We start from the raw sequence: 23,805 nt of genomic DNA on the forward strand, positions 1-23,805 counted from the left end.
CGATCGCAGGAGAATCCCGCGAACATGGGCCGGTGCTGGCCCTCGTCAGACGCTATTCGCTGTGGTTAACGACACTCCCCCTCCCGGGTGAACGGGAGGTAAACGGCATCCGTCGTTTCGGGCTCGACGACAGAGCGCCCACAGCCCGTGTCGGGGCTGCGGGCGCTTTAGTCCGCGGGCTATGGGTGCGGCTGTCTACAGGCGCGGCGGGTGGGTTTCGATGGCGAGGATGCCCGCGCTCGGGTTGTCGGTGGACAGATGCACGACCGAGAACCCGCTGGGTGCGAGCGCCGCGGCGTTGGAAACCTGCTGGGTCACCGGCGAGCCGGTCGCAAGGGCGATCTCCCGCAGGATGTCGGGCAGCACCGGTCCGTGGCTGCAGAGCACGGCGGTCTTGCGGGCACGGATGCGCTTGCCCACGCTGTGGCGAACATCCGAGGTGCCCTGTTCCCAGGCGTCCTGGCTGATCAGGTCGGTGCGCTTGAACGGCACACCGGTGGCCGCCGACAGCGGGGCCACGGTGGTGACGCAGCGGGTGGCGGTGCTGGTGAAAATGCGCTGCGGATGCCACGCGCTCACGGTTCCGGCCAGGGCCGCGGCCTGCGTGACACCGCGTTCGCTGAGCGGGCGGGTGGCGTCGGGCCCTGGCCAGTCGTGCGGCGAAGTGGCCTTGGCGTGGCGGAGGGCGATGATGGCGAAGGTGCTCGTGATGCCCTGCGCCACCAGCCGGGCGAAGGCATCGATGATCTCCACGTCCGGGGCGTAGCTGAGGTAGGTCCTGGCCTTCTTGATGGTCACCCATTCCAGGGCGGCCACTTCGCCGTTGGGTACGAAGGTGGAGCGCAGGATGTGCTCGGGCAGCACCTCGGCGGCCCAGTAGTGCACGATCTTGTCCTTACCGTTGGGCATCGGGTACTCGGACACACCCAGCGGCATGCCCAGGGCGATGGCCAGGCCGGTCTCCTCCTCGATCTCCCGCACGGCCGTGACCGGCAGCGTTTCGCCGGGGTCGACCTTGCCCTTGGGGATCGTGATGTCGCCGTGCACGGTGCGGTGGATCAGCAGCACATGCATCTTGCCGTCGATCAGGCGCCAGCAGACGGCTCCGGCCGCGTACACGGCGGTGGCGGCGTCGCTCATCGGCGGCTCACCGGGCGCTTGCGCTGCCCGATCTGCTGCATCAGCCGGTTCTGCATGTCGTCGAGGGGCTTGCCCTCGGCGTCCTGGTGGTGCCGGGTCCACTCGCCGTTCTCGTCGAGCCACCAGGACGAGGTGCGCTCGTCCATGGCCCGGGTGAAGAGGGCGTCCACCTCGGTGAGGTGCCGCGGGTCGACGAGCCGCACGAGCGCCTCCACCCGGCGGTCGAGGTTGCGGTGCATCATGTCGGCGCTGCCGATGAACACCTGCGGCTCGCCCAGGGTGTGGAAGCAGAAGATCCGTGAGTGCTCGAGGTAACGGCCCAGGATGGAACGCACCCGGATGTTCTCGCTCATGCCCGGCACGCCCGGCTTGAGGCTGCAGATGCCGCGCACCCACACGTCGATGGGCACTCCGGCCTGGCTGGCCCGGTAGAGCGCGTCGATGATGTCCTCGTCGACCATCGAGTTCACCTTGATCCGGATGCCCGACGGCTTACCGGCCGACGCGTTCGCGGTCTCGTCGGCGATGCGCTTGAGCAGGGCCTTGCGCAGGTGCAGCGGGGCCACCAGCAGACGTTTGAACTTCTTCTCGATGGCGTAGCCGGAGAGCTCGTTGAACAGCCGGGTGAGATCCTTGCCGACCTGGTCATCCGCGGTCAGCAGCCCCATGTCTTCGTAGATGCGGCTGGTCTTGGGGTTGTAGTTGCCCGTGCCGATGTGGCTGTAGTGCCGCAGCACGCCCTTCTCGTAACGCACCACGAGCGCGAGCTTGCAGTGCGTCTTGAGCCCGACGAGCCCGTAGACCACGTGCACGCCAGCCTTCTCGAGCTTGCGCGCCCAGGAGATGTTGGCCTGTTCGTCGAAGCGGGCCTTGATCTCCACCAGTGCGAGCACCTGCTTGCCCGACTCCGCAGCGGCGATCAGCGCCTCCACGATAGGGCTGTCGCCCGAGGTGCGGTACAGGGTCTGCTTGATGGCCAGCACGTTGGGGTCGGCGGCGGCCTGCTCGAGGAACGCCTGCACGCTCGTCGCGAACGACTCGTACGGGTGGTGCAGGAGCACGTCGCCGCGGCTGATCGCGCGGAAGATGTCCGGGGTCTCGTTGGGTTCGCCGGTGAGCAACTGCGCGGCCGTGGTGGGCACGTGCTTCGTGTAGTGCAGGTCGGGGCGGTCGATGCGCAGGTCGAAAAGACCTCCGAGGTCCAGCGGCGCGGGCAGCCGGTACACCTCCTGCTCGGTCACGTCGAGCTCGCGCACGAGCAGGCCCAGGGTCACCTCGTCCATGTCCTCGGTGACCTCGAGGCGGATGGGCGGGCCGAACCGGCGGCGCAGCAGCTCCTTCTCGAGGGCCTTGATGAGGTTCTCGGTGTCGTCTTCCTCGATCACGACGTCTTCGTTGCGGGTGACCCGGAAGACGTGGTGTTCGAGGATGTCCATGCCGGGGAACAGGTCTTCGAGGTGGTTGGCGATGAGGTCTTCGAGGGTGATGAAGCGCACCTTGTCCACCGATTCGGTGCGGTCCACCCGCACGAAGCGCGGCAGCATCGAGGGCACCTTGAGCCGGGCGAACTCCTGCTTGCCGGTCTTGGAGCTGTGCAACCGCACGGCCAGGTTGAGCGAGAGGCCGGAGATGTAGGGGAACGGATGCGCCGGGTCGACGGCCAGCGGCATCAGCACGGGGAAGATCTGGTTGGAGAAGTAGCCGCGCAGCGACCGGCGGTCGTCGTCGTTCAGGCTGTCCCAGGTGACGATGTCCACGCCATGTTCGGCCAGGGCCGGGCGCACGAGCTCCTGGAACGCGTGAGCGTGCCGGTTCTGCAGCACGTGGGCGGCCTTGGAGATGTCGGAGAGCACATCCTGCGGGGCGCGGCCGATGTTGGTGGGTACTGCCAGCCCGGTGAGGATGCGGCGCTTGAGGCCGGCGACGCGCACCATGAAGAACTCGTCGAGGTTGCTGGCGAAGATGGCCAGGAAGTTCGCGCGTTCGAGCACCGGCAGGGCCGGGTCTTCGGCCAGCTCGAGCACTCGCTGGTTGAAGGCGAGCCAGCTCAGCTCGCGGTCGAGGTACCGCTCGCTCGGAAGTGCCGGATCGTTTTTGCCGATCTGAGGGTCAAAATCGTCGTCAAGTTCACTCTCGAGCCCCGAGGTGCCTGGGATGTTGTCGCCGTCCATCTGTCCATCTTGACACCCGGCGCCGAGCGGGCGCGACGCCCACGGTGAACGGAGTCTTAACGCGGGGCCCTGCGGTACTGCACATCCACGGTGCGGTCGGTGAAACCGAGGCTGCGGTACAGCCGCACGGGTGCGGCGCTTTCGGCCTCGACGTAGAGCTCGACGGCCGTGCAACCGCGTTCGCGAAGGCGACGCAGGCCCGCGAGCATGAGGGCGCGGCCGAGGCCGGCTCCCGCGGCATCCGGGTGCACACCGAGCACGTAGATCTCACCGAGCGTGGCGCCGGGCTCGATCTTGAGCCAGTTGTAACCGACGATCCCGCCGGGCTCGCCGGGCCGGGTCTCACGGACCAGGAGCACGTCGCCGGCGTCGAACCAGGGCTCATTCATGCGATCGGCGAGGTCGGCCTCGGTGATGGCGCCCTGCTCCGGATGCGTGGCGAAGACGAGGGCGTTCAGCCGCACCCACTCGGCGGCGTCGCCGGCGTCGCCGGGCGTGGCCGCACGGAAGACGTCGATGCCCAGTCCGCCGGGCAGCTCCGGGGTGGTCGCGGCGTCCGCGTCCGTGAGCGGGCGTTCCAGCTGCAGCAGGGTGCGCTCGGCGCTGAAGCCGAACCTGTCGGCGAGCCGGCGGGCGGCGGGGTGGTCGCGGTGCGCCCAGGCGGTGAGGTCGCCGGACATGCCGCCCTCGTCCTCGAACAGGCGACGGAGCGCGGCCGTGGCGTGGCCTTGGCGGCGGTAGCGCGGGTGGACGACCAGGTCGATCTCGCCGCGGCCGACGATGGCGGCGCCGACGGCGTCCTCGCCCTCGATCAGCAGTTGGGGGGAGCGCCGACCCGAGCGGGCGTCGAGCAGGGCCTGCTCGTTGAACGGGCGGTAGCCATCCGTGTGCGAGCTCGCGTCGGCGACGTCGTGGAACCGGGCCGCGAAGGCCGTGTCGGAGAGGTCAGGAGCCGACAGAGTGTGCGACACGTTCGCCGTCCTCTTCGTAGACGTTGAAGCGGTAGCCCACGTTGCGCACGGTGCCGATCAGGGATTCCTGGTCGCCGAGCTTGGCACGCAGGCGCCGCACGTGTACGTCGACGGTGCGGGTGCCGCCGAAGTAGTCGTAGCCCCAGACCTCGCTGAGCAGCTGCTCGCGGGTGAACACCCGGGACGGGTGCGCGGCCAGGAAGCGCAGCAGCTCGAACTCCTTATACGTGAGGTCGAGCGGTTTGCCGTGTACCTTGGCCGAGTAGCTGGCCTCGTCGATGACGACGCCGGCGGCGCGGATGGTGGGGGAGGGCTCGTTGTGCGGTGTGCGCCCGGCGGCCAGGCGGATGCGCGCATCCACCTCGGCGGGACCGGCCGTGTCGAGCACCACGTCATCCACTCCCCAGTCGGGGCTGACCGCGGTGAGGCCGCCCTCGGTGATCACGAGGAGCAACGGCACGCTGCTTCCGGTGGTGCGCAGGATCTGGCAGAGCGACTTGGCGGCCATCAGATTGGACCGGGCGTCGACCAGGATCAGGTCGGAATCGGGCGCGGTGATGAGCTGATCCGGCTGTGCCGGAATGAGTCGTGTGCTGTGCGACAGCAACGCCAGGGCTGGAAGAACTTCGTCGTTCATAGCCGAGGTTAGGATCAACAGCTGCGCCACGCAGGTCCTCCAAGTATCGTGCGGCCCATCCTAGCGTGCCACGGAAAGAGACTCGGGCGTGCAGAATGGGACAGTGAGCTGGAAGCGTTTGAGTGTAGTGATGATTTGGCTGGTCGCCGTGGTCTGCGCGGTCCTGACCGGTGTGCTCGTCGCCCCCGAGAATCGGCTGGTCTGGCTCAGCCTGTCGCTGGCCGGCTGCACCATCCTCACGCTGGCCGCTCAGCTGTCCACCGGGCAGAAGGAGGGCTACGTGCATCGGGTCACCCTCAGCGTGGTCGGCGCCGTCACGGTCCTGGCCGCGGCCACGGGCGTGTTCGCCTTCTACGGCCTGGTCTGACCCGCCCCACCCGCCGCATCCGGCGTTTGGTCCCAGGGTCGCACCCCTGCGGTGATCGAGCCTGTCGAGATCCGCTCAGGCCACGCAGGCGTCGCACCAGAGCGACTCTCCGCCCGATTCGGGCCTGCCGCGCCCGCCAGAGGATAGAGTTGGGGCATGTCAACGCTCGCACTCGAAATCCTGTTCCTGGGCCTCCTCGCGCTGGCCAGCCTGTCGATCGCCTGGGTCTCCGGCGTCGTGCTGTTCAAGCTCTTCCGCGGCCAGCGGTAACGTGTACGAACTTCCGGTCGGCTTGCCGTCCGAGCTCGTTCCCCTGTCATGGTTGATCGGGGTCTGGGAAGGTTCGGGAATCCTCGACTACACGGTCGACGGCGAAACCGTCACCCGCGAGTTCGGGCAGCGCATCAGCTTCAGCCATGACGGCCTGCCGCACCTCAACTACAGCTCCTACACCTGGCTCGAGCCCGAGATCCCGGCGCCGGATGCCTCCGCGCCCGCCTCGGGAGGCGCCGCCGGTGAGCCCGCAACAGCCCCGACCCCGATCCCGCTGGTGACCGAGACCGGGTACTGGCGGCTCAGCCGTCCGCAGCAAGCCGGCGACGCCGGCCCGGGCCTGCTCCCCGGCGTGGGTGCCGCCCCGTTCCAGACGGCCGAGGCGGTGGAGACCCTGCGGAACGCCGACGGTGGCTTCGATATCGAGGTGAGCCTCGTGCACCCCGGCGGAATCCTGGAGCTCTACCTCGGCCAGGTGAAAGGTCCCCGGATCGACCTCGCCACCGACGCGATCGTGCAGACCAGCGGCGCCAAGCCGTACGCGGCCGCGACCCGGCTCTACGGGCTGGTCGACAGCCATCTGCTCTGGGCGTGGGACATCGCCGCGCTCGGCCAGGATCTGCGCACGCACGCCTCCGGCCGGCTCAGCCGGGCCTCCTCTTAGGCGGAATCCCAGGCCGGTCCGGGCGTGCCGGGTGTCGGCCGCACCGTGATGATGCGCACCCGGCTCAGGCCGAACACCGCCGCGCCCGCGGCGATGAAGGCCACTGCGATCAGCAGCACGTAGCCGAAGACCGAGCCGTACCCCATGGTCGGGCTCAGGAACGGGTACGGCACCCAGCCGTCCGTCGCCCCGCGCAGGAGCACCACGGCGGTCCAGAGCACCGGGTAGACCAGCACCGTCCAGAGCCGCCGCCACGGCTGCGCGCCCCGGTCGGCCACGAGCAGCCAGTCCACCAGGCAGTACAGCGGGAACACCACGTGCAGCATGGTGTTCGCCCACGGCAGCGTGACCCCGCCGGTGAGGCCGGTCAGCAGGGTGTTGTAGACGAGTCCGACCACGATCATGTACGCCGTGGTCGCCGCCCGGGCCAGTTCCAGGCCGGGGGACACCCGTCGGCCCCGCAGGCCGAGCACGGCGGTGACGCCCAGTACGACGGCGGCGAGGAGGTTGCCCTGGATGGTGAAGAAGCCGAAGAAGTTGAACGGGTTCACCGTGCCGCGCCCGGCCGTGTCCAGGAACGTGGCGGTCACCGCCACCACCGTGATCAGCGTCGCGACCAGGCGGAGGGCAGCGACGTAACGGGCGGGAAGTGTCATCGGCGACTTTCGCTGTCTCACGGGTTCCGGCCGCCGGGTGGGAATACCCGATGCCGCACAGTCCGTTGGGTTAGCATATGGGCCTCGTGTTCCCGCTGTCGACCCTCCCGCATCGAGGCGACGGATCGAGTGCCCGCCACCCAACGCCGTTGTAGACGCCGTTACGAAGGAGACCCGATGAGCACCGTCGCCCCGTCCGTACCCGCCGCCGCCTCACCGCTGCTGAGCCTGGACGGTGCCGTCGGAGCCGAGGGCATCGACGCCGGCGTGGCCGCGCACTACGGCGGACCGAACGCCGAACAGCGCCGGCTGTTGGGCGGCACTGCCGTCGTCGACCTGTCCCACCGCGGGGTGCTCTCCATCTCCGGCCCCGACCGGCTCACCTGGCTGAACTCCATGTCCAGCCAGGAGCTGCGCGGGCTCACCCCCGGCCAGTCCACCGAGACTCTGCTGCTCGACCCATCCGGGCACCTCGAGTACGCCATCGCGCTCATCGACGACGGCGTGGAGAGCTGGCTGCTCATCGAGGCCGCCGAGCTGCCCGGCCTGCACGCCTGGCTCGACCGGATGCGCTTCACCCTGCGGGTGCAGGTCGTCGACCACACCCCCGCCTACGCCACCATCGGCACCATGGCCGCCGACCCGGCCGCCGTGGCGCTCACCCCCGCGAGCCCGAACGGGGTGCCGCTCGTCTGGCACGACCCCTGGAACGCCGTGACCCCGGGCGGCTGGCAGTACGCCGCCGAGACCGCCCACCCCGGCGCGGCCTGGCAGTGGAGCGAGGTGCTCATCGACCGGTCGGAGTTGCCCGCCCTCCGCGACGCCGTGGCGGCCGGTACCGTGGCCGCCGCCGGTCTGCTGGCCCTGGAGGCGCTGCGCATCGCCGCCTGGCGGCCGCGCGGTGCCCTCGACGCCGACGAGCGCACCATCCCGCACGAACTGGACTGGCTGCGCACCGCCGTGCACCTCAACAAGGGCTGCTACCGCGGCCAGGAGACCATCGCCAAGGTGCACAACCTCGGCCACCCGCCCCGCCGGCTGGTGCTGCTGCACCTCGACGGCTCCGACTCCGTGCTTCCCGCCCACGGCGACGAGGTGCAGGGCGACCGGTTCGTCGCCGGCGGCGAGCCCGACCGTCGCACCGTGGGCACCATCACCTCCAGCGCCATCCACTACGAGCTCGGTCCGATCGCGCTCGCCGTGATCAAGCGCACCGTGCCCGGCTCGGTGACGTTGCACGTGCTCTCGCAGGGCCTCTCGATCACCGCCAGCCAGGAGGTCATCGTGCCCGAATCGGCCGGCTCCGTCGCCGAGATTCCCCGGCTGCCCCGGCTGGGCGTGCGGGCACCCCGCGGCTGAGCGGGCTGCATCCGGCAGGACTTTCGTCACGCCGCCGGGTGCGGCAGGGCGGCGGACCGCTCGCTAGAGTTGGAACATGTCTGCTCCTTATACCCTCATCCTCCTCCGCCACGGCAACAGCACCTGGAACCAGCAAAACCTCTTCACCGGTTGGGTGGATGTGCGTCTGAGCGACCAGGGCCGGGCCGAAGCGCTGCGCGCCGGCGAACTGCTGGCCGAGTCGGGCCTGCTGCCCGACATCCTGCACACCTCGCGCCTCACCCGCGCCATCCAGACCGCCGACATCGCCCTCGAAGAGGCCGACCGCCTGTGGATCGACGTCAAGCGCTCCTGGCGCCTCAACGAGCGTCACTACGGCGCCCTGCAGGGCCTGGACAAGGCCGAGACCCTGGCCAAGTACGGCCCAGAGCAGTTCCAGACCTGGCGTCGTTCGTTCGACGTGCCGCCGCCCCTGCTCGACGACTCCTCCGAGTGGTCCCAGGTGGGCGACGCCCGTTACGCCGACCTCGGCGACGACGTGCCCCGCACCGAGAGCCTCAAGGACGTCATCGCACGGATGCTGCCCTACTGGGAGTCCGACATCGCCGCTGACCTCCGCACCGGCAAGACCGTTCTCGTCACCGCGCACGGCAACTCGCTGCGCGCGCTGGTCAAGCACCTCGATGGCATCTCCGACGCCGACATCGCCGAGCTGAACATCCCCACCGGCATCCCGCTGGTCTACCGTCTCGACGAAGACCTCAAGCCCATCGGTGCGGGCGAGTACCTCGACCCCGCCGCCGCAGCGGCCGGCGCCGCAGCGGTCGCCGCGCAGGGCAAGAAGTAACCCCAGCCCTCACAAGAAAAGCCCCCGTCGCAAGACGGGGGCTTTTGTCGGTGATCGAGCCGAACCGGTGATCGAGCTTGTCGAGATTTACGCCTCGGCCACCGCGGGCTGGTGCCAGTCGCCGGTGCCCAGGTACTGAACCTTCTTGGCGATCGACACCGCGTGGTCGGCGAACCGTTCGTGGTAGCGGCTGGCGAGGGTGGCGTCGACGGTGTCGGCGGCCTGGCCCTTCCAGGTCTCTCCGAGCACGGCGTCGAACACACTCAGGTGCAGCGCATCCACCTTGTCGTCCTCGTTGCGGATCGCCTCGGCCAGCTGCATGTCCTCGGTGGTGAGCAGCTCGGCGAGCATCTTCGCGATCTTCACGTCGAGCGCGCCCATCTCGGCGAACGTCGGGCGCAGGCTCTTGGGGATCACCTTGTCGGGGAACCGGTACCTGGCCAGCTGGGAGATGTGCGTGGACATGTCGCCCATCCGCTCGAGCGAGGCGCTGATGCGCAGGGCGCTCACCACGATGCGCAGGTCCCGGGCGACCGGCTGCTGACGGGCGAGGATGGTGATGGCCAGCTCATCGAGTTCGACGGTGAGCGCGTCGATCTTGTCGTCGTCGGCGATGACCTCTTCGGCCAACGCCACATCGGACTTGTTGAAAGCGTGGGTGGCCTTCTCGATCGAGATGGCCACGAGGCGCGCGATCTCGGCGAGACGATCCTGCACCTCGGCGAGCTCTTGCTGAAATACTTCACGCATGTGTTTGTGTGGTCCTTCCTGGTCGCGCCAAAGCGCGCGAACGCATGAGACCCGCCTGGCCCCCGGCCAATACTGGCGAACGTAGGTTAACGGCAGGTGCCGCACGATTGAACAGTTCCTAAAGTAGCGTGTGCTCACCCTTGCTGCTGCGAAAGCCCTGTGCAAGAGTCACTAATCTGGTGAAATGGAATCGACGTGGCTCGTGTTGCTGTCCCTGGCACTGGGCCTCACCGTCGGTGGAGGGTTCGTGACTCTCCTCAATGTGGCCGAGCGGCACGGCAAACGGGCCGCCGAAGTGGTCAACCCCGCCGTGCCGGACGGCATCGACCAGGTTCTCGACGCCCTCGACAGCGCCGGCGTGGTGCTCGACCCGTCCAACAACGTCATCAAGACCTCTCCGGGCGCGCTGGCCATGGGCATCGTGGTGAACCAGCAACTGGCCCATCCTGAGCTCCTCGAACTGGCCCGCGGCGTGCGCCGCACGGGCGAATCGGTGTCGGAAGACCTCGTACTCTCCCGCGGCCCGTTCGGCGACGCGAGCATGCACCTCAGGGTGCGCCTGGCCCGGCTGGGCTCCCGGTACGTGCTGCTGCTGGCCGAGGACCGCACCGAGGCGTTCCGGCTCGACGAGGTTCGCCGCGACTTCGTGGCCAACATCAGCCATGAGCTGAAGACCCCGATCGCCGCGGTGGGTCTGCTCGCCGAGGCCCTTGGACATGCGGCGGACGAGCCCGTGCAGGTGCGCCGCTTCGCCGACCGGCTCACGACAGAGGCGGGCCGGCTGGCCAGGCTCACCCAGGAGATCATCGAACTGTCCCGGCTGCAGGCCCAGGATGCGCTGCGGCAGCCCGAGCTGCTCGACATCGACGACATCGTGGCCGCGGGCGTCGACCAGAACCGGGTCGTGGCCGACGCCGACCGCATCACCATCGCGGTGGGCAAGAAGTGCCGCGCCCAGGTGTACGGCGACGAACGCCTGCTCGTGATGGCCGTGCACAACCTCGTGGCCAACGCCGTGCACTACTCGACTCCCGGTTCCCGGGTCGGTGTGGGCGCCCGTGTCACCGATGGCGTGATCGAGGTCACCGTGACCGACCAGGGCGTCGGTATCCCGGAGAGCGACCTCGACCGTATCTTCGAACGGTTCTTCCGCGTCGACCAGGCCCGCTCCCGCAACACCGGCGGAACCGGGCTGGGCCTGTCCATCGTCAAGCACGTCGTGCAGATCCACGGCGGTGACATCCGCGTCTGGTCCCAACCCGGCAGCGGCTCGACCTTCACCATCCGCCTCCCCGAGGCCACCCACCCCGCTACAGCGGCGACAGGAGACACCCCATGACCCGAATCCTTCTTGTTGAAGACGAGCAGGCGCTGAGCGAGCCGCTGAGCTTCCTGCTCGAACGGGAGGGCTACGAGGTGGCCGTTGCAGAGGACGGCCCGAGCGCCCTGGCCGAGTTCGACCGTGCCGGCGCCGACCTGGTGCTGCTCGACCTGATGCTGCCCGGCATCCCCGGCACCGAGGTGTGCCGCGAGATCCGCACCCGCTCGGCCGTGCCGATCATCATGCTCACCGCCAAGGACTCCGAGGTGGACATCGTCGTGGGGCTCGAGCTGGGGGCGGACGACTATGTCACCAAGCCGTACTCGACCCGGGAACTGCTCGCCCGCATCCGCGCCGTGTCGCGTCGGCACACCGACCCGGCCGACGCCGACGACAGCGTGCTCACCGCCGGCACCGTGCGGATGGACCTGGAGCGGCACACCGTGTCGGTCTCCGGCGCCGTGGTGAACATGCCGCTGAAGGAGTTCGAGCTGCTCGAGTTCCTGCTCCGCAATGCCGGCCGGGTGCTCACCCGCGGCCAGCTGATCGACCGGGTCTGGGGAACCGACTACTTCGGCGACACCAAGACCCTCGACGTGCACATCAAGCGCATCCGTTCGCGCATCGAGGTGACCCCGTCCGAGCCCACGATGCTCGTCACCGTGCGCGGGCTCGGCTACCGCTTCGAGGCCTGACCCGCGCAGGCGCCCGCCGCCCCGAGTCGCCGCAACGTCCCCCTTCAGCACGTCGGGAGGGGGACTTTCGCGCATCTGGGCCGATGCGGCCCGGCCGACAGGCGCGAAAATGCCCCGTGGCGCACGGCCACGGGGCATTCTCAGGCAACTCGACGGCGCTACTCCGGCGCGGTCGTGGGTTCCGGGGTCGCGGTGGGGGCATCCGTGGGCGCTTCGGTGACGCCGGGCGTCGACGTCGGCGTCACGGTGGGGGTGGGCGTTGGCACCAGCGTCGAGTACGCGGCGAGCGTGCCGTCGAGCACGGGGACCAGAAGCTCGGTGCCGGTGAGGTCGCCGTACTGGAAGAACACCGGGAACAGCGAGCCGGCCGAGGCGTTGAGGCTCTGCACTCCCACATTCGCGCCACCGGGCACGCCGATCTCGGTCGTGGCGTTGGCGTCGATGGTCACCGTCTCGGTGATCTTCTCGTCGGTGCCCTGGTACTGCACGAGCAGATCGATGTCGTCGCTGCCCTTGTTCACGACATGAACGAGCAAGTTGGCGTTCTCACCGTCGTCGGTGAGCAGGATCGCGTTGCGGATGGCGAGGTCGCCCAGATTGCCGCTCACACCGTCGCTCGCGTCGTAGTGGATGGTCGTCGCCTGGGGAGCGTACAGGTTGCATCCGGTCGTCCCCAACAGGATTCCGGCCGCCACAACGACGGTTGCCATGGTTCGCGCTCTCACAAGACCTCCACAAGAGTTCAGCGTTCAGCCGAAGTGGCGTGAACGCTGCAGATTTCCGTTGAGTTTACCTTACGGATGAGTCCCGCCCGGGCGCGTCGGATAGGAAGGCCCGTCGGGCTCTCCGGAGGGGGTCGGAGCGGGGTGGTATCATAGACGTTGCTGAAGGGATATCAATACATGTTATTTGAAGTCGGCGAAACGGTCGTTTATCCCCACCACGGCGCTGCGACGATCACCGAGGTGAAAACTCGCATCATCAAGGGTGAAGAAAAACTGTATTTGAAGCTCAACGTCACCCAGGGGGATCTCACCATCGAGGTTCCCGCGGAGAACGTCGACCTCGTCGGCGTGCGCGATGTGATCGGGCAGGACGGCCTCGACAAGGTCTTCGAAGTTCTGCGCGCACCGTTCACCGAGGAACCCACCAACTGGTCACGACGGTACAAGGCCAACCTCGAGAAGCTCGCCAGCGGCGACGTCATCAAGGTGTCGGAGGTCGTGCGCGACCTCTGGCGCCGCGACCAGGACCGCGGTCTGTCCGCCGGAGAGAAGCGGATGCTCGCGAAGGCGCGGCAGATCCTCATCTCCGAACTGGCCCTGGCCGAGAAGACCGACGAGGAGAAGGCCTCAACCGTGCTCGACGAGGTGCTCGCCTCGTAACCCAACCCTGTTCCCTGACAGGCGGCGCCCACCGGTGCCGCCTGCCGCATGTTCGGCCCCGTTTCCGCTCCGCCTCACCGCGCCCCACCAGATAGCCTCCAGACATGACTGAATTACCGGTTCCCGCCGTCGCGGTCATCGTCGTCGCCGCCGGCAGCGGCAGCAGGCTCGGCCGCGATCAGCCCAAGGCCTTCGTGCCCCTCGGCGCGCACAGTATCCTCGAACACGCCCTCACCGGGGTGTTCGGCCTGGAGGAGCCCGCCCAGGTGATCGTGGTGGCGCCCGACGCCCAGCTCGACGAGGCCCGCAGCATCGCCGCCCGCGTGGCCGGGCCCGCCGCCGGGTACCTCGACGTCGTGGCCGGCGGTGACACCCGCCAGGCCTCGGTGGCCCGCGGGCTCGCCGCAGTGCGCGCCGGCGTCAGCGTCGTCCTCGTGCACGACGCAGCCCGGGCGCTCACCCCGAGCAGCCTCATCGCGGCCGTCGTCGCCGCGGTGCGCGCCGCCGGCCACGGCATCGTGCCCGGACTGCCCGTGGTCGACACCATCAAGAGCGTCACCGCCGACGCCACCATCCAGGGCACCGTCGACCGGTCCCTGCTCTCCGCCGTGCAGACCCCGCAGGGCTTTCCCCGTGCCATGCTCGACGCCGCGTTCGCCTGGGCCGCCGGCCTGCCGGGCACGGACGCCGCAGCGCAAGACCTCACCGACGACGCGGCACTCGTCGCCGCGGCCGGCAACCCCGTCACCGTGATCCCCGGCGACCCGCTCGCGTTCAAGGTCACGACAGCGTGGGACCTCCGCCGCGCCGAGCTCCTGCTCGGCGAGAACGAGCCGACCCCCGCTTCCGCCCTGCCCCGCGTGGGCACCGGCCTGGACGTGCACGCCTTCGACGACACCAGCGCCCTCTGGCTGGCCGGCCTGCACTGGCCGGGCGAGCGCGGCCTGTCCGGACATAGCGACGGAGACGCCGCCGTGCATGCCATCTGCGACGCCCTGCTCGCCGCCGCTGGTCTGGGCGATATCGGCCAGGTGTTCGGCACCGCCGACCCCCGCCTCACCGACGCCCACGGCGAGGTCTTCCTCGCCGAGACCCTGCGCCTGATCGAGGAGGCCGGGTACCGGGTCGGCAATGTCACGGTGCAGATCATCGGCAACCGGCCCAAACTCTCGCCCAGGCGGGCCGAAGCCGAGGAGTTGCTCAGCGGCATCCTGCACGCCCCGGTGTCGGTGGCGGCCACCACCACCGACGCTCTCGGCTTCACCGGGCGCGACGAGGGCATCGCCGCACTGGCCACCGCGGTCATCTACCCGAGCATTTACCGGCCCTCGCCTAAACTGAACCAGTGAGCATGCGACTATACGACTCGAAGGCCCAGGCCCTTCGCGATTTCCTGCCGATCGTCCCGGGCCAGGTGGGAATCTACGTCTGCGGACCCACCGTTCAGTCGTCCCCCCACATCGGTCACCTGCGCAGCGCCCTGGTCTACGACCAACTGCGTCGCTGGCTCAGCTACCGCGGCAACGACGTCACCTTCATCCGCAACGTCACCGACATCGACGACAAGATCCTGCTGAACGCCCAGGGCACCACAGAGCAGTGGTGGGCGCTGGCCTACCGCTACGAACTGGAGTTCACCGCGGGCTATCAGAAGCTCGGCATCCTGGCCCCCACCTACGAGCCGCGCGCCACGGCGAGCGTGCAGGAGATGCAGGACATCGTCTCGCGGCTCATCGCAGCCGGCCACGCGTACCCGGCCGCGGACGAGTCGGGTGACGTGTATTTCGACACCCGGAGCTGGCCCGCCTACGGCGAACTCACCCGGCAGAACCCCGACAACATGGAGGCGGCCGCCGACGCCGACCCGCGCGGCAAGCGTGACGCCCGCGACTTCGCCCTGTGGAAGGGACACAAGGAGGGCGAGCCCGCCTCGGCCGCCTGGGCGTCCCCCTGGGGTTCCGGGCGGCCCGGCTGGCACATCGAGTGCTCCGCGATGGCTGCCCGTTACCTGGGCCCGCAGTTCGACATCCACGGCGGCGGCCTCGACTTGCGCTTCCCGCACCACGAGAACGAGCTCGCGCAGTCCACCGCGGCCGGCGACGCCTTCGCCAACTACTGGGTGCACAACGGCCTGGTCAACACCAACGGTCAGAAGATGTCCAAGTCGCTGGGCAATTCGGTCTTCGCAGCCGAACTGCTCGACCAGGCCCGCGCCATCGTGGTGCGCTACTACCTCGGCGCCGCGCACTACCGATCCACCCTCGACTTCCACGAGGGGTCCCTCGCCGAGGCCGAGGCCGCCCTCGAGCGCATCGAGAGCTTCCTCGACCGCGCCGACCGGCGCCTGGCCGACACCCGCTTCGCCGGCTCCGGCGTCGAGATCGTTCCGGATGCCTTCGCCGAGGCCATGGACGACGACCTCGCGGTTCCGCAGGCGCTTGGCGTGTTGCACGACACCGTGCGCGCCGGCAACGCGGCCCTCGACGCCGAGGACCTGCACGCCGCGGCGGCCGCTCGCGGTCAGGTGCTCGCCATGAGCGAGGTCCTCGGCATCAACCCCCTGTCGCCCGGCTGGGCCGTGGCGACAGACGAACCCGCCATGGTGGCTCTCACCGCCCTCGTCGAGCGCCTGCTCGATGACCGCGAGACCGCCAGGCAGAGCCGCGACTACGCGGCCGCAGACCGTATCCGGGACGAGCTCGTCGCCGCCGGCATAACCATCGAAGACACCCCGTCGGGTGCACATTGGAGTTTTGACTGATGAAGAACACAGATCGCAAGTCGCGCACCGGCGCGGTGCGCAAGGGCAGCAGGGGACCCCAGGTCGGCTCGGGCGGACAGGGCCGTCAGGCGCTGGAGGGCAAGAAGCCCACCCCCAAGGCCGAAGACCGTCCGTACCACCCCGCGGGCAAGGCCAAGGCCGCCAAGGACCGTTTCGCCGCGGCCGGCGGCGGACGCAGCCGCGCCCCCGGCGGCTCCGGCTCCGGCGCCCCGCGCACGGGCCGCAACACCGGCACCGGCAACACCGGCGGCGGCGGCTCGTCCACCCGCAAGGCCAAGTCCGAGGCCGAGTTCGAGGTCGTCACCGGCCGCAACTCGGTGCTCGAGGCACTGCGCGCCAAGATCCCCGCATCGGCGCTCTACGTGGCCACGCGCATCGAAATGGATGACCGGGTCAAGGAAGTGCTCAAGCTCGCGACGACCCGCAACATCCCAGTGCTCGAGGTCATGCGCCCCGAGATCGACCGGCTCTCGGGCAAGGACGCCGTGCACCAGGGCCTCGCGCTCAAGGTGCCCGCGTACGAGTACGCGCACCCGGTGGAGCTGCTCGACCTCACCATCAGCCGCGGCCACAAGCCGCTGTTCGTGGCCCTGGACGGCATCACCGACCCGCGCAACCTCGGTGCGATCATCCGCTCCACCGCAGCATTCGGCGGCCACGGTGTCATCGTGCCGCAGCGCCGCTCTGTGGGCGTCACCGCGTCGGCCTGGAAGACCTCGGCCGGTGCCGCCGCGCGCCTCCCCGTCGCCATGGCGAGCAACCTCACCCAGACGCTCAAGGCGCTCAAGGAGCGCGGCATGCTCGTGATCGGCCTCGACGGCGGCGGCGACACGCAGCTGCCCGAGCTCGGCCTCGGCTACGCGGAACGCCCCATCGTCGTGGTCGTCGGCAGCGAGGGCAAGGGCCTGTCCCGCCTCGTCACCGAGACCTGCGACGCCATCGTGTCGATCCCGATCAACGCGAACACCGAGTCGCTGAACGCCGGAATCGCCGCCGGCGTCACCCTGTACGAGATCTCGAAGCTGCGCGCTGACGCGCTTGCAGCGAAGGTCGCGAAGGCGGCGGCCGCGCAGGCGTAACAGCCCGCCCTGCACCCGAAAACGGCGCAGATCATCCCGCTGGGATGGTCTGCGCCGTTTTTTTCCTGGCCACCGTGGAAAATGCCGTGTCCGCGCCGTGTCCGCGGCGTGTCCGCGGCGTGTCCGCGGCGTGTTCGCGGCCTGCTCGCGGCGTGTTGCGGCGTGTTGCGGTGTCTTGCGGGACCGGTGCCGTGCAGGATTAGGGCGCGCCGCAGGCCGATTGCTGCGATCCGGGTCTCTGCCCGCACCTGACCGCGTGCTGCATCGGCACGGCCAACCCAGCCTCCAGTCGTGACTGGCCCATTTTTGCCAGTCGGACGTGTACCTGCACTAGCGATTTTGGGCCACCCATCGTTGGGTGAGCGTGCTCGTGGTCGCACCCGAAGATGACTGGCCCACTTTTGCTAGTCGGATGTGTACCTGCACTAGCGATTTTGGGCCACCGATCGTTGGGGCGGGGCTCGTGGTCGGCCCTCGAAGATGACTGGCCCACTTTTGCTAGTCGGATGCGCCCTGGACTAGCGAATTTGGGCCAGCCATTGCGGGGCGGGGGACCGAAGGGCGTGGGGGCCGATGTGAATGACATCACCGTCCGCGCGGGCGGGCGGGCGGGCGGGCGGGCGGGCGGGCAGTCAGACGTTCAGGCGCCAGTCGTCGGCGTCGGCCTCGTCGGCGTCGATTCCTTCGGCTTCGAGGTCGGGCAGGCTGATCGGCGTGGTGGGCGGGTCGATGACTGTGGCTTCGTCGCGGCGGTGGCGCAGCACATCCTGCACGTACGAGGTCACGGCCTCGGCCAGCGGGATGTCCCGGTTGGCGTTCTGCGCCATGTACCAGCGGTGGTCGAGTAGCTGGTGGAAGACCTCGGCGGGCTCGAGCTTGCCCTTGAGCTCGCGCGGGATGGCGCGCACGACGGGTTCGAACACCCGCACAAGCCACTCGTGAGCCATCATCTCCTCGTCGGCGTCCGGGTTGCCGTACGCGACACCGTAGGAGTCGAGGTCGTTCAGCAGGCGGCGGGCCTGGTTCTCCTCGGCGTCGAGGCCGGTGAGGCGCAGCAGGCGGCGCTGGTGGTGGCCCGCGTCGACAACCTTGGGCTGGATACGCACCGTCGTTCCGGTCTCATCCGTCTTGATGGCCAGCTCCTCGATGTCGAAGCCCAGGTGGTTGAGACGTTCGACGCGCTCCGTGATGCGCCAGCGCTCGTTGCTGGCGAACGACTCCGAGCCGGTGAGCTCCTTCCAGAGCAGCCGGTAGGCGGCGACGATGCCGTTGCTGACGATGATGGGGTCGAGCTCATTGGCGACCCGGCCGCCGGCCTCGAGGTCCATCAGCTCGCCGGCGATGTTGACGCGGGCGATCTCGAGGTCGTTCTCGCGCTGGCCGTTGGAGAGACCGCCCGGGTAGAGCTGCCCGGTCTCGGCGTCGACGAGGTAGGCGGCGAAAGCACCGGCGTCGCGGCGGAAGAGGGTGTTGGACAGGGAAACGTCGCCCCAGAACAGGCCGACCATGTGCACCCGCACGAGAAGCAGGGCGAGGGCGTCGACGAGCCGGGTGGCCGTGTCGGGGCGCAGGGCCTGCGAGTACAGCGCCCGGTACGGCAGCGAGAACTTGAGGTGCCGGGTGACGAGCACCGAGTTGAGCGGGTCGCCGTCTTCGTCGGTGCGGTTGGTGATCACCGCGAGCGGTTCGACACAGGGGATTTCGAGGCCCTGCAGGGTGCGGAGCATGTCGTACTCCCGCTTGGCCATCTCGCTGGTGGTCTCCTTGATGGCCACAACACGTCCGCTCAAATGGGCGAACCGTACGAGGTGCCGGGAGAGGCCCTTGGGCAGGGAGGCGATGTTCTCGTTCGGCCACGCATCCAGCGGCAGGTGCCAGGGCAGGTCGAGCAGGGCCGGATCGGCCGTTGCCGAGGTGATGTTGAGAGAACCGCTCATGGGGAGCCTAACTATCGAGAGGCCCGGCGGGCCGCAGGTGGCCCCGGCCGGGGTCGGCGCTGGGGCACGGGGAAATGTCGGCGACCGGAATCCGGCCGCCGAAATGACAAACTCGACCGCCGGAATCGACGGTCGAGTTTGTCAGATTGTGCTTAGTCGCTGACGGCGCCGCCGAGACGGGCGCCGGACTCGGCGTCGAACACGTGAAGGTGGTTCGGCGTCGGGGTCAGGTAGACGGTCTCGCCCGCGGACGGGTGCGAGCGGCCGTCGACGCGAGCGACGATGTCCGTGCGCTTGCCCTCGACGGTGGAGTGGCCGTACAGGTAACCGTCGGCGCCGAGCTCCTCGACCAGGTCGACGTCGACCGCGAGGCCCTCGCCGAACGTGGTGGACAGGTGGATGTCCTCGGGGCGGACACCGATGGTGACCTTCTTGCCGGTGGCGCCGGCGAGGGTGTCGCGCTGCACGGGGACCGTGGCGGTACCGAACTTGATGCCACCGTCGACGGCGTCGGCCAGGAACAGGTTCATGGCCGGGCTGCCGATGAAGCCGGCAACGAAGACGTTGTTCGGCTTGGCGTACAGGTCGCGCGGGGTGCCGACCTGCTGCAGGACGCCATCCTTGAGCACGGCGATGCGGTCGCCCATGGTGAGCGCCTCGGTCTGGTCGTGGGTGACGTAGACCGTGGTGACGCCCAGGCGACGCTGCAGCGACGCGATCTGGGTGCGGGTCTGCACGCGCAGCTTGGCGTCGAGGTTCGACAGCGGCTCGTCCATGAGGAACACCTGGGGCTGACGCACGATGGCGCGACCCATGGCAACACGCTGACGCTGGCCACCCGAGAGGGCCTTCGGCTTGCGGCTGAGGTAGGGTTCGAGGTCGAGCAGCTTGGCAGCCTCGAGAACGCGGGCGGCACGCTCGTCCTTGTTGACGCCGGCGATCTTGAGCGCGAAGCCCATGTTCTCGGCGACGGTCATGTGCGGGTACAGCGCGTAGTTCTGGAAGACCATGGCGATGTCACGGTCCTTCGGGGGAACGTCGGTGACGTTGCGCTCACCGATGAAGATGTCGCCGTCGTTGACCTCTTCGAGGCCGGCGAGCATTCGGAGTGACGTGGACTTGCCACAGCCGGAGGGGCCGACCAGGACGAGGAACTCACCGTCGGCGACCGACAGGTCGAGGTGGTCGACCGCGGGGCGGGTGGAGCCCGGGTACAGGCGGGTGGCCTTGTCAAAAGTTACTGAAGCCATTATTTCGTTATTCTCCTTCACCGGCAGGTACGTGCCGGACGATCCGTTGTGATGGGATTTGCTGTCCGGCTGACGTAGCACCAGCGCAAGACCTTCCTAGTATGGCATGTCCCAGGTGAGCGTCGCCTGAATCGGCATCCGGACTGCCGTCAGTGTGTCGCCCGTGAGCCCCCAGGGAGGCCGCTGTGAGGCTCCGGTTGGTTAATTCCCAGACTGGGGTCCTACTATTTGGAATGCAATCGCGCGCATTCGCGAGCGCACCCCCTCAACTCGGAGTGATCATCCATGACAACTGGTGGCCCTGGCGAACCTCGCCCCTCGAAGAATCAGCGACGCGACGCCGCACGCACCAAGGCTGCCCAACTCCGAGTCGAGCAGAAGAAGCGCGACCGCCGCAACCGGGTCTTCCTGCAGGGTGGCATCGCCATCGCCGCCATCGCGGTCGTCGCCGTCGTCGTGCTGATCATCGTGAACTCGGTTCGCCCCGACGGCCCCGGCCCGCGCAACATGGCCAGTGACGGCCTACTCGTCGGCGAGGGCCTGACCGCCGTGACGACCCCGGCCCTGCAGCCCAAGGCCGACCCGATTCCCTCCACCCCGGATGCGTCGGGCACCGTCGCCGACATCCGTATCTATATCGACTACCTGTGCCCGTTCTGCGGCCAGTTCGAGACCACCAACGCCGACCAGATCTCGCAGTGGGTCGACTCCGGCGCAGCCACGGTGGAGATCCACCCTATTTCCATCCTCACCAGCAAATCGGCTGGAACCCAGTACTCGCTGCGCGCCGCGAATGCGGCCGCCTGCGTGGCGAACTACTCGCCGGACGACTTCCTGCCGTTCAACGCGGCGCTCTTCGCAGACCAGCCCGTCGAGGGCACGGCCGGACTCAACAACGACGACCTCAAAGCCCTCGTGAAGAGCTCGGGAGTATCGACGAACCTGTCTGAGATCAACACCTGCATCGATGAGACCACGTACAAGTCGTGGGTGCAGGATGCCACCGATCGCGCGCTGAGCGGCCCGATCCCGAATTCCTCGCTCAAGGCCATCACCGGCACCCCCACTGTTCTGGTGAACGGCAAGCAGTACGTGGGCGCCCTGGACGACCCGAAGGAATTCGCGGCCTTCGTTTTACAGGCCGCCAGTGACGCGTACTCCACCGCCACGCCGACTCCGACGCCCGCCCCGGCCGGGTAGCCGCAACGGACCCCGACGGTGCCGGCGGCGCCGAATGCGTCGGCACGAGCGTGCCGAGTGATTTAGGATGAATGCTCGAGGCGCTTCGCGCGCCTCATGCCGGCCTGGCGCAATTGGTAGCGCACCACTCTTGTAAAGTGGGGGTTACGGGTTCAAGTCCCGTGGCCGGCCCCATCGCCCGCGTTCCCCCGGGCCCCGTAGAACGGCGACGAGGAGCGGAATGACCAGCCCACTCGATAAGGTCAGCCCGCACACAGCCTCCGCGTCAGCGCCCACGAGCATCTCGGCCGGCGATGAGGCGCATTTGCTGCGGGCCATCGCCGTGGCCGCACTGGCTCGAGCCAATGGCAACCACCCGTTCGGTGCCATCCTGGTGGCCGCCGACGGCACCATCATCGAGAGTCAGAACACCGTGGTGACCGGCAACGATCCCACCGGGCACGCCGAGACGAACCTCGTGCGCCTCGCCAGCGCCCAGCTCGACAAGACCGCGCTGCGCGCGAGCACCCTGTACACGAGCACCGAGCCCTGTGCGATGTGCTCCGGCGCCATCTACTGGGCCGGGATCGGGCGGGTCGCCTACGCGCTGCCGGAGCAGGACCTCGGCGCCATGGTGCCCGCCCAGGACGGCGAGCCCACGTTGGACCTGCCTTGCCGCGAAGTCTTCGCCCGCGGCGGCGGCACCGTGATCGTGGCCGGCCCGGCCCTGGTCGCGGAGGCGAGAGAGGTGCACCGCGGATTCTGGGACGCCCGCTAGTTCCGCTAGCCCAGGCCCGGAGCGTTCGGAGCCGGGCCAGGAGCGATCGGCGCGGGATCTCGGCGGAGCCACCGGCCCGGTGGCTCGGGCAGCCGGCCGGTGAGCACGTGCGCCACCACTACCGCCACGATGACCAACGGCATCACGGCGTAGGCGTCACTGGTGAGCAGCACGGTGGCCAGAAGCACGCTCGTGAGCGGCAACCGCAGCATCGACACACACATGGCGCCGATGCCCACCCCCACCGCCGGAACCAGGGCCATGCCCGGCAGGTGTGAGGCCATGATGCCCAGGGCGGCGCCGATGAACATGGCGGGGAACACCGGCCCGCCCCGGAACGCGCTGAGGGACAGGCCATAGGCCAACGCCTTGCAGAGCGCCAGCAGGCCCAACGCGCCGATCGGCCAGGAGGCGCCGTCGCTGATGAGCGCGGGCAGCGTCGACTGGCCGGAGAAGAGCACCTGGCCGGTGTCTTCCCCGGTGACCAGCGCGAACCCGATCGCGAGTCCGGCGACGAGCAGGCCGAGGACCGGAGTGACGAGCAGCCGCTGGGCATGCACCGCTGGGCGCACCACGCGAGCGAGCGCCTTGATTCCCCAGGCCAGGAGCGGGCAGGCCACCCCCAGCACGAGCGCCCAGAGGAACATCCCCAGGGTGGGCGTGCTGAAGGCCGGCAGATCGGGGATGGCGAGGGAGAACGTGCCCAACCCGGTCCAGGAATCCAGCCCGACGAAGACCAGAGAGCCGATACCCGCGGCGAGCAGCCCGGGCAGCAGGCCCACCCCGAGCATGGCCCCGCCCAGACCGGATGCTTCCATCAGAAGGAAGGCGCCCAACAAGGGCGAACCGAGCAGGGTGCTCACCGCAGCGAAGCTGCCCGCCGACGCGATCACCGCCAGGGCGGTGGGTGGCGAGTCCTTCTTGATCAGGAGCACCGCCAGGGCGCCCAGCCCGCCACCGAGGGCGATCAGCGGCGCCTCCGGGCCCAGCACTGCGCCCAGGGCGAGCGTGGCCAGCGACGCCAGTATTACGCCGGGCAGCTCTGGCGGTCGAGGGAACCCGCCGGCCGCGAAGCCCTCCGACGGTGGATGCCCGCTGGTTCCCGGCAGGAACCGGATGCACATCGCCACCAGCAGGCCCGACAGGGCCAACAGCGGAAGCGGCCACCACACCGGTACACCGCCGAACCCCAGAGCGGCCGGCAGCTCGGTGAACAGGTAGCCCTGCAGCCAGGAGACCAGGGCGAGGAACCCGTAGGACACCACCGAGACGGGCACGCCGATGAGCCCGGCCAGGAACAGCACCCGCAGGTAGCCGCGCGAGCGGATGACCGCCAGCGGGTCGACGGTTTGGGCAGGGTTGGCCGGGTGGCCATCGGAATCGGGGGCGGGGCTCGCCGGTGGCTCGGGGTGCGCGGGCATGTCGCGGTCCTCCTCGGCCGGTCTCCTCCGCCGATCTGGCACTCTGGCTGGACCGATCCGGGCCGGTTGGTCCCGGGTTGAGCCGGCATCGCTGACCACGCTGGCCCGGTGTTCGCGCGGGCGCAAGCCCCACGCCGGCGCCGCGGGTGCCCGCGGAACTGGGG

General features: G+C 69.0%; 22 protein-coding genes and 1 tRNA gene. 13 read left to right on the forward strand and 10 right to left on the reverse strand.

Annotated features, from left to right (window positions below; translation table 11 throughout):
* Window positions 1-195: 195 nt before the first annotated feature.
* From DOE79_RS16685 to DOE79_RS16700, 4 genes are read right to left on the reverse strand one after another with little or no spacing between them, the layout of a single operon-like run.
* A complete protein-coding gene (locus tag DOE79_RS16685; protein WP_120339458.1) occupies window positions 196-1,140 on the reverse strand; it encodes an NUDIX hydrolase in 945 nt (314 codons plus the stop codon).
* A complete protein-coding gene (locus DOE79_RS16690) occupies window positions 1,137-3,311 on the reverse strand; it encodes an RNA degradosome polyphosphate kinase (RefSeq protein ID WP_120339459.1) in 2,175 nt (724 codons plus the stop codon). The genes DOE79_RS16685 and DOE79_RS16690 overlap by 4 nt, the downstream gene beginning before the upstream one ends.
* A 56-nt stretch (window positions 3,312-3,367) precedes the next feature.
* Window positions 3,368-4,282 (reverse strand): mycothiol synthase, encoded by a 915-nt coding sequence (gene mshD, locus DOE79_RS16695; RefSeq protein WP_120339460.1) that lies wholly within the window; start codon window positions 4,280-4,282, stop codon window positions 3,368-3,370.
* Window positions 4,257-4,949 (reverse strand): winged helix-turn-helix transcriptional regulator, encoded by a 693-nt coding sequence (locus tag DOE79_RS16700; protein ID WP_066597389.1) that lies wholly within the window; start codon window positions 4,947-4,949, stop codon window positions 4,257-4,259. Before DOE79_RS16700 ends, mshD begins: the two co-directional genes overlap by 26 nt.
* A 100-nt stretch (window positions 4,950-5,049) precedes the next feature.
* On the opposite strand from DOE79_RS16700, the gene DOE79_RS16705 reads away from it, so the two are divergent.
* The gene (locus DOE79_RS16705; protein ID WP_120339461.1) at window positions 5,050-5,286 is read left to right on the forward strand and encodes a hypothetical protein; all 237 of its coding nucleotides are present in this window, start codon (window positions 5,050-5,052) and stop codon (window positions 5,284-5,286) included.
* Window positions 5,287-5,557: 271 nt separating this feature from the next.
* Window positions 5,558-6,223, forward strand: a complete 666-nt coding sequence (locus DOE79_RS16710) for a heme-binding beta-barrel domain-containing protein (protein WP_120339462.1) — start codon at window positions 5,558-5,560, stop codon at window positions 6,221-6,223.
* Here the strand turns inward: DOE79_RS16710 and DOE79_RS16715 are convergent.
* A complete protein-coding gene (locus DOE79_RS16715; RefSeq protein ID WP_120339463.1) occupies window positions 6,220-6,879 on the reverse strand; it encodes a Pr6Pr family membrane protein in 660 nt (219 codons plus the stop codon). The genes DOE79_RS16710 and DOE79_RS16715 overlap by 4 nt on opposite strands.
* A 177-nt stretch (window positions 6,880-7,056) precedes the next feature.
* Here DOE79_RS16715 and ygfZ point away from each other — a divergent pair, with 177 nt between their 5' ends.
* Window positions 7,057-8,238, forward strand: a complete 1,182-nt coding sequence (ygfZ, locus tag DOE79_RS16720; RefSeq protein ID WP_120339464.1) for a CAF17-like 4Fe-4S cluster assembly/insertion protein YgfZ — start codon at window positions 7,057-7,059, stop codon at window positions 8,236-8,238.
* A gap of 76 nt (window positions 8,239-8,314) precedes the next feature.
* A complete protein-coding gene (locus DOE79_RS16725) occupies window positions 8,315-9,064 on the forward strand; it encodes a phosphoglyceromutase (protein ID WP_066597380.1) in 750 nt (249 codons plus the stop codon).
* A gap of 87 nt (window positions 9,065-9,151) precedes the next feature.
* On the opposite strand, the gene phoU is transcribed toward DOE79_RS16725, so the two are convergent.
* Window positions 9,152-9,814, reverse strand: coding sequence for a phosphate signaling complex protein PhoU (gene phoU, locus DOE79_RS16730; protein WP_120339465.1), 663 nt, complete (start codon window positions 9,812-9,814; stop codon window positions 9,152-9,154).
* Between the two features lie 184 nt (window positions 9,815-9,998).
* Between phoU and DOE79_RS16735 the strand changes: the two genes are divergently transcribed.
* Together DOE79_RS16735 and DOE79_RS16740 are read left to right on the forward strand one after the other, a co-directional pair.
* Window positions 9,999-11,153 carry a sensor histidine kinase gene (locus DOE79_RS16735; RefSeq protein ID WP_120339466.1) on the forward strand — a complete coding sequence of 385 codons (1,155 nt, stop codon included), beginning with the start codon at window positions 9,999-10,001 and terminating at the stop codon, window positions 11,151-11,153.
* The gene (locus DOE79_RS16740) at window positions 11,150-11,830 is read left to right on the forward strand and encodes a response regulator transcription factor (RefSeq protein WP_066597376.1); all 681 of its coding nucleotides are present in this window, start codon (window positions 11,150-11,152) and stop codon (window positions 11,828-11,830) included. The genes DOE79_RS16735 and DOE79_RS16740 overlap by 4 nt, the downstream gene beginning before the upstream one ends.
* 158 nt (window positions 11,831-11,988) lie before the next feature.
* Here the strand turns inward: DOE79_RS16740 and DOE79_RS16745 are convergent, their stop codons facing one another.
* Window positions 11,989-12,540 (reverse strand): hypothetical protein, encoded by a 552-nt coding sequence (locus DOE79_RS16745; protein WP_120339467.1) that lies wholly within the window; start codon window positions 12,538-12,540, stop codon window positions 11,989-11,991.
* Window positions 12,541-12,732: 192 nt separating this feature from the next.
* On the opposite strand from DOE79_RS16745, the gene DOE79_RS16750 reads away from it, so the two are divergent.
* The 4 genes from DOE79_RS16750 (at window position 12,733) to rlmB (ending at window position 17,076) form a co-directional block, all read left to right on the forward strand.
* Window positions 12,733-13,215, forward strand: coding sequence for a CarD family transcriptional regulator (locus DOE79_RS16750; RefSeq protein WP_066597369.1), 483 nt, complete (start codon window positions 12,733-12,735; stop codon window positions 13,213-13,215).
* A 104-nt stretch (window positions 13,216-13,319) separates the two neighbouring features.
* Window positions 13,320-14,564: a 2-C-methyl-D-erythritol 4-phosphate cytidylyltransferase gene (ispD, locus tag DOE79_RS16755; RefSeq protein ID WP_120339468.1), complete on the forward strand. Its 1,245-nt coding sequence runs from the start codon at window positions 13,320-13,322 to the stop codon at window positions 14,562-14,564.
* Window positions 14,561-15,976, forward strand: coding sequence for a cysteine--tRNA ligase (cysS, locus tag DOE79_RS16760; protein WP_120339469.1), 1,416 nt, complete (start codon window positions 14,561-14,563; stop codon window positions 15,974-15,976). Before ispD ends, cysS begins: the two co-directional genes overlap by 4 nt.
* Window positions 15,976-17,076: a 23S rRNA (guanosine(2251)-2'-O)-methyltransferase RlmB gene (gene rlmB, locus DOE79_RS16765; protein WP_120339470.1), complete on the forward strand. Its 1,101-nt coding sequence runs from the start codon at window positions 15,976-15,978 to the stop codon at window positions 17,074-17,076. The genes cysS and rlmB overlap by 1 nt, the downstream gene beginning before the upstream one ends.
* Window positions 17,077-17,708: 632 nt before the next feature.
* On the opposite strand, the gene DOE79_RS16770 is transcribed toward rlmB, so the two are convergent.
* The gene (locus DOE79_RS16770; protein ID WP_120339471.1) at window positions 17,709-19,013 is read right to left on the reverse strand and encodes a DUF4032 domain-containing protein; all 1,305 of its coding nucleotides are present in this window, start codon (window positions 19,011-19,013) and stop codon (window positions 17,709-17,711) included.
* Between the two features lie 152 nt (window positions 19,014-19,165).
* The gene (locus DOE79_RS16775; RefSeq protein ID WP_066597361.1) at window positions 19,166-20,263 is read right to left on the reverse strand and encodes an ABC transporter ATP-binding protein; all 1,098 of its coding nucleotides are present in this window, start codon (window positions 20,261-20,263) and stop codon (window positions 19,166-19,168) included.
* Window positions 20,264-20,548: 285 nt separating this feature from the next.
* On the opposite strand from DOE79_RS16775, the gene DOE79_RS16780 reads away from it, so the two are divergent.
* The 3 genes from DOE79_RS16780 to DOE79_RS16790 all read left to right on the forward strand — a co-directional run bounded on the left by DOE79_RS16780 (window position 20,549) and on the right by DOE79_RS16790 (window position 22,220).
* On the forward strand, window positions 20,549-21,463 hold the full coding sequence (locus tag DOE79_RS16780; RefSeq protein WP_120339472.1) for a DsbA family protein: 915 nt from the start codon (window positions 20,549-20,551) through the stop codon (window positions 21,461-21,463).
* A gap of 98 nt (window positions 21,464-21,561) precedes the next feature.
* Window positions 21,562-21,637: transfer RNA gene (locus DOE79_RS16785), tRNA-Thr, on the forward strand.
* Window positions 21,638-21,683: 46 nt separating this feature from the next.
* The gene (locus tag DOE79_RS16790) at window positions 21,684-22,220 is read left to right on the forward strand and encodes a nucleoside deaminase (RefSeq protein WP_120339473.1); all 537 of its coding nucleotides are present in this window, start codon (window positions 21,684-21,686) and stop codon (window positions 22,218-22,220) included.
* A gap of 5 nt (window positions 22,221-22,225) precedes the next feature.
* On the opposite strand, the gene DOE79_RS16795 is transcribed toward DOE79_RS16790, so the two are convergent.
* Window positions 22,226-23,641: a chloride channel protein gene (locus DOE79_RS16795; RefSeq protein ID WP_120339474.1), complete on the reverse strand. Its 1,416-nt coding sequence runs from the start codon at window positions 23,639-23,641 to the stop codon at window positions 22,226-22,228.
* Window positions 23,642-23,805 lie beyond the last annotated feature (164 nt).

This window comes from Cryobacterium soli, assembly GCF_003611035.1.
Taxonomy (GTDB): Bacteria; Actinomycetota; Actinomycetes; order Actinomycetales; family Microbacteriaceae; genus Cryobacterium; species Cryobacterium soli.

Bases quoted from the DNA above. Each gene is read 5' to 3' on its own strand.
- DOE79_RS16735 (WP_120339466.1), top strand. From the start codon at position 9,999: ATGGAATCGACGTGGCTCGTGTTGCTGTCCCTGGCACTGGGCCTCACC.
- DOE79_RS16705 (WP_120339461.1), top strand. From the start codon at position 5,050: ATGATTTGGCTGGTCGCCGTGGTCTGCGCGGTCCTGACCGGTGTGCTC.
- ispD (WP_120339468.1), top strand. From the start codon at position 13,320: ATGACTGAATTACCGGTTCCCGCCGTCGCGGTCATCGTCGTCGCCGCC.
- DOE79_RS16770 (WP_120339471.1), bottom strand. From the start codon at position 19,013: ATGAGCGGTTCTCTCAACATCACCTCGGCAACGGCCGATCCGGCCCTG.
- DOE79_RS16740 (WP_066597376.1), top strand. From the start codon at position 11,150: ATGACCCGAATCCTTCTTGTTGAAGACGAGCAGGCGCTGAGCGAGCCG.
- DOE79_RS16790 (WP_120339473.1), top strand. From the start codon at position 21,684: ATGACCAGCCCACTCGATAAGGTCAGCCCGCACACAGCCTCCGCGTCA.
- rlmB (WP_120339470.1), top strand. From the start codon at position 15,976: ATGAAGAACACAGATCGCAAGTCGCGCACCGGCGCGGTGCGCAAGGGC.
- DOE79_RS16745 (WP_120339467.1), bottom strand. From the start codon at position 12,540: ATGGCAACCGTCGTTGTGGCGGCCGGAATCCTGTTGGGGACGACCGGA.
- ygfZ (WP_120339464.1), top strand. From the start codon at position 7,057: ATGAGCACCGTCGCCCCGTCCGTACCCGCCGCCGCCTCACCGCTGCTG.
- DOE79_RS16715 (WP_120339463.1), bottom strand. From the start codon at position 6,879: ATGACACTTCCCGCCCGTTACGTCGCTGCCCTCCGCCTGGTCGCGACG.
- phoU (WP_120339465.1), bottom strand. From the start codon at position 9,814: ATGCGTGAAGTATTTCAGCAAGAGCTCGCCGAGGTGCAGGATCGTCTC.
- DOE79_RS16725 (WP_066597380.1), top strand. From the start codon at position 8,315: ATGTCTGCTCCTTATACCCTCATCCTCCTCCGCCACGGCAACAGCACC.
- DOE79_RS16795 (WP_120339474.1), bottom strand. From the start codon at position 23,641: ATGCCCGCGCACCCCGAGCCACCGGCGAGCCCCGCCCCCGATTCCGAT.
- DOE79_RS16775 (WP_066597361.1), bottom strand. From the start codon at position 20,263: ATGGCTTCAGTAACTTTTGACAAGGCCACCCGCCTGTACCCGGGCTCC.
- DOE79_RS16690 (WP_120339459.1), bottom strand. From the start codon at position 3,311: ATGGACGGCGACAACATCCCAGGCACCTCGGGGCTCGAGAGTGAACTT.
- DOE79_RS16780 (WP_120339472.1), top strand. From the start codon at position 20,549: ATGACAACTGGTGGCCCTGGCGAACCTCGCCCCTCGAAGAATCAGCGA.
- DOE79_RS16685 (WP_120339458.1), bottom strand. From the start codon at position 1,140: ATGAGCGACGCCGCCACCGCCGTGTACGCGGCCGGAGCCGTCTGCTGG.
- DOE79_RS16750 (WP_066597369.1), top strand. From the start codon at position 12,733: ATGTTATTTGAAGTCGGCGAAACGGTCGTTTATCCCCACCACGGCGCT.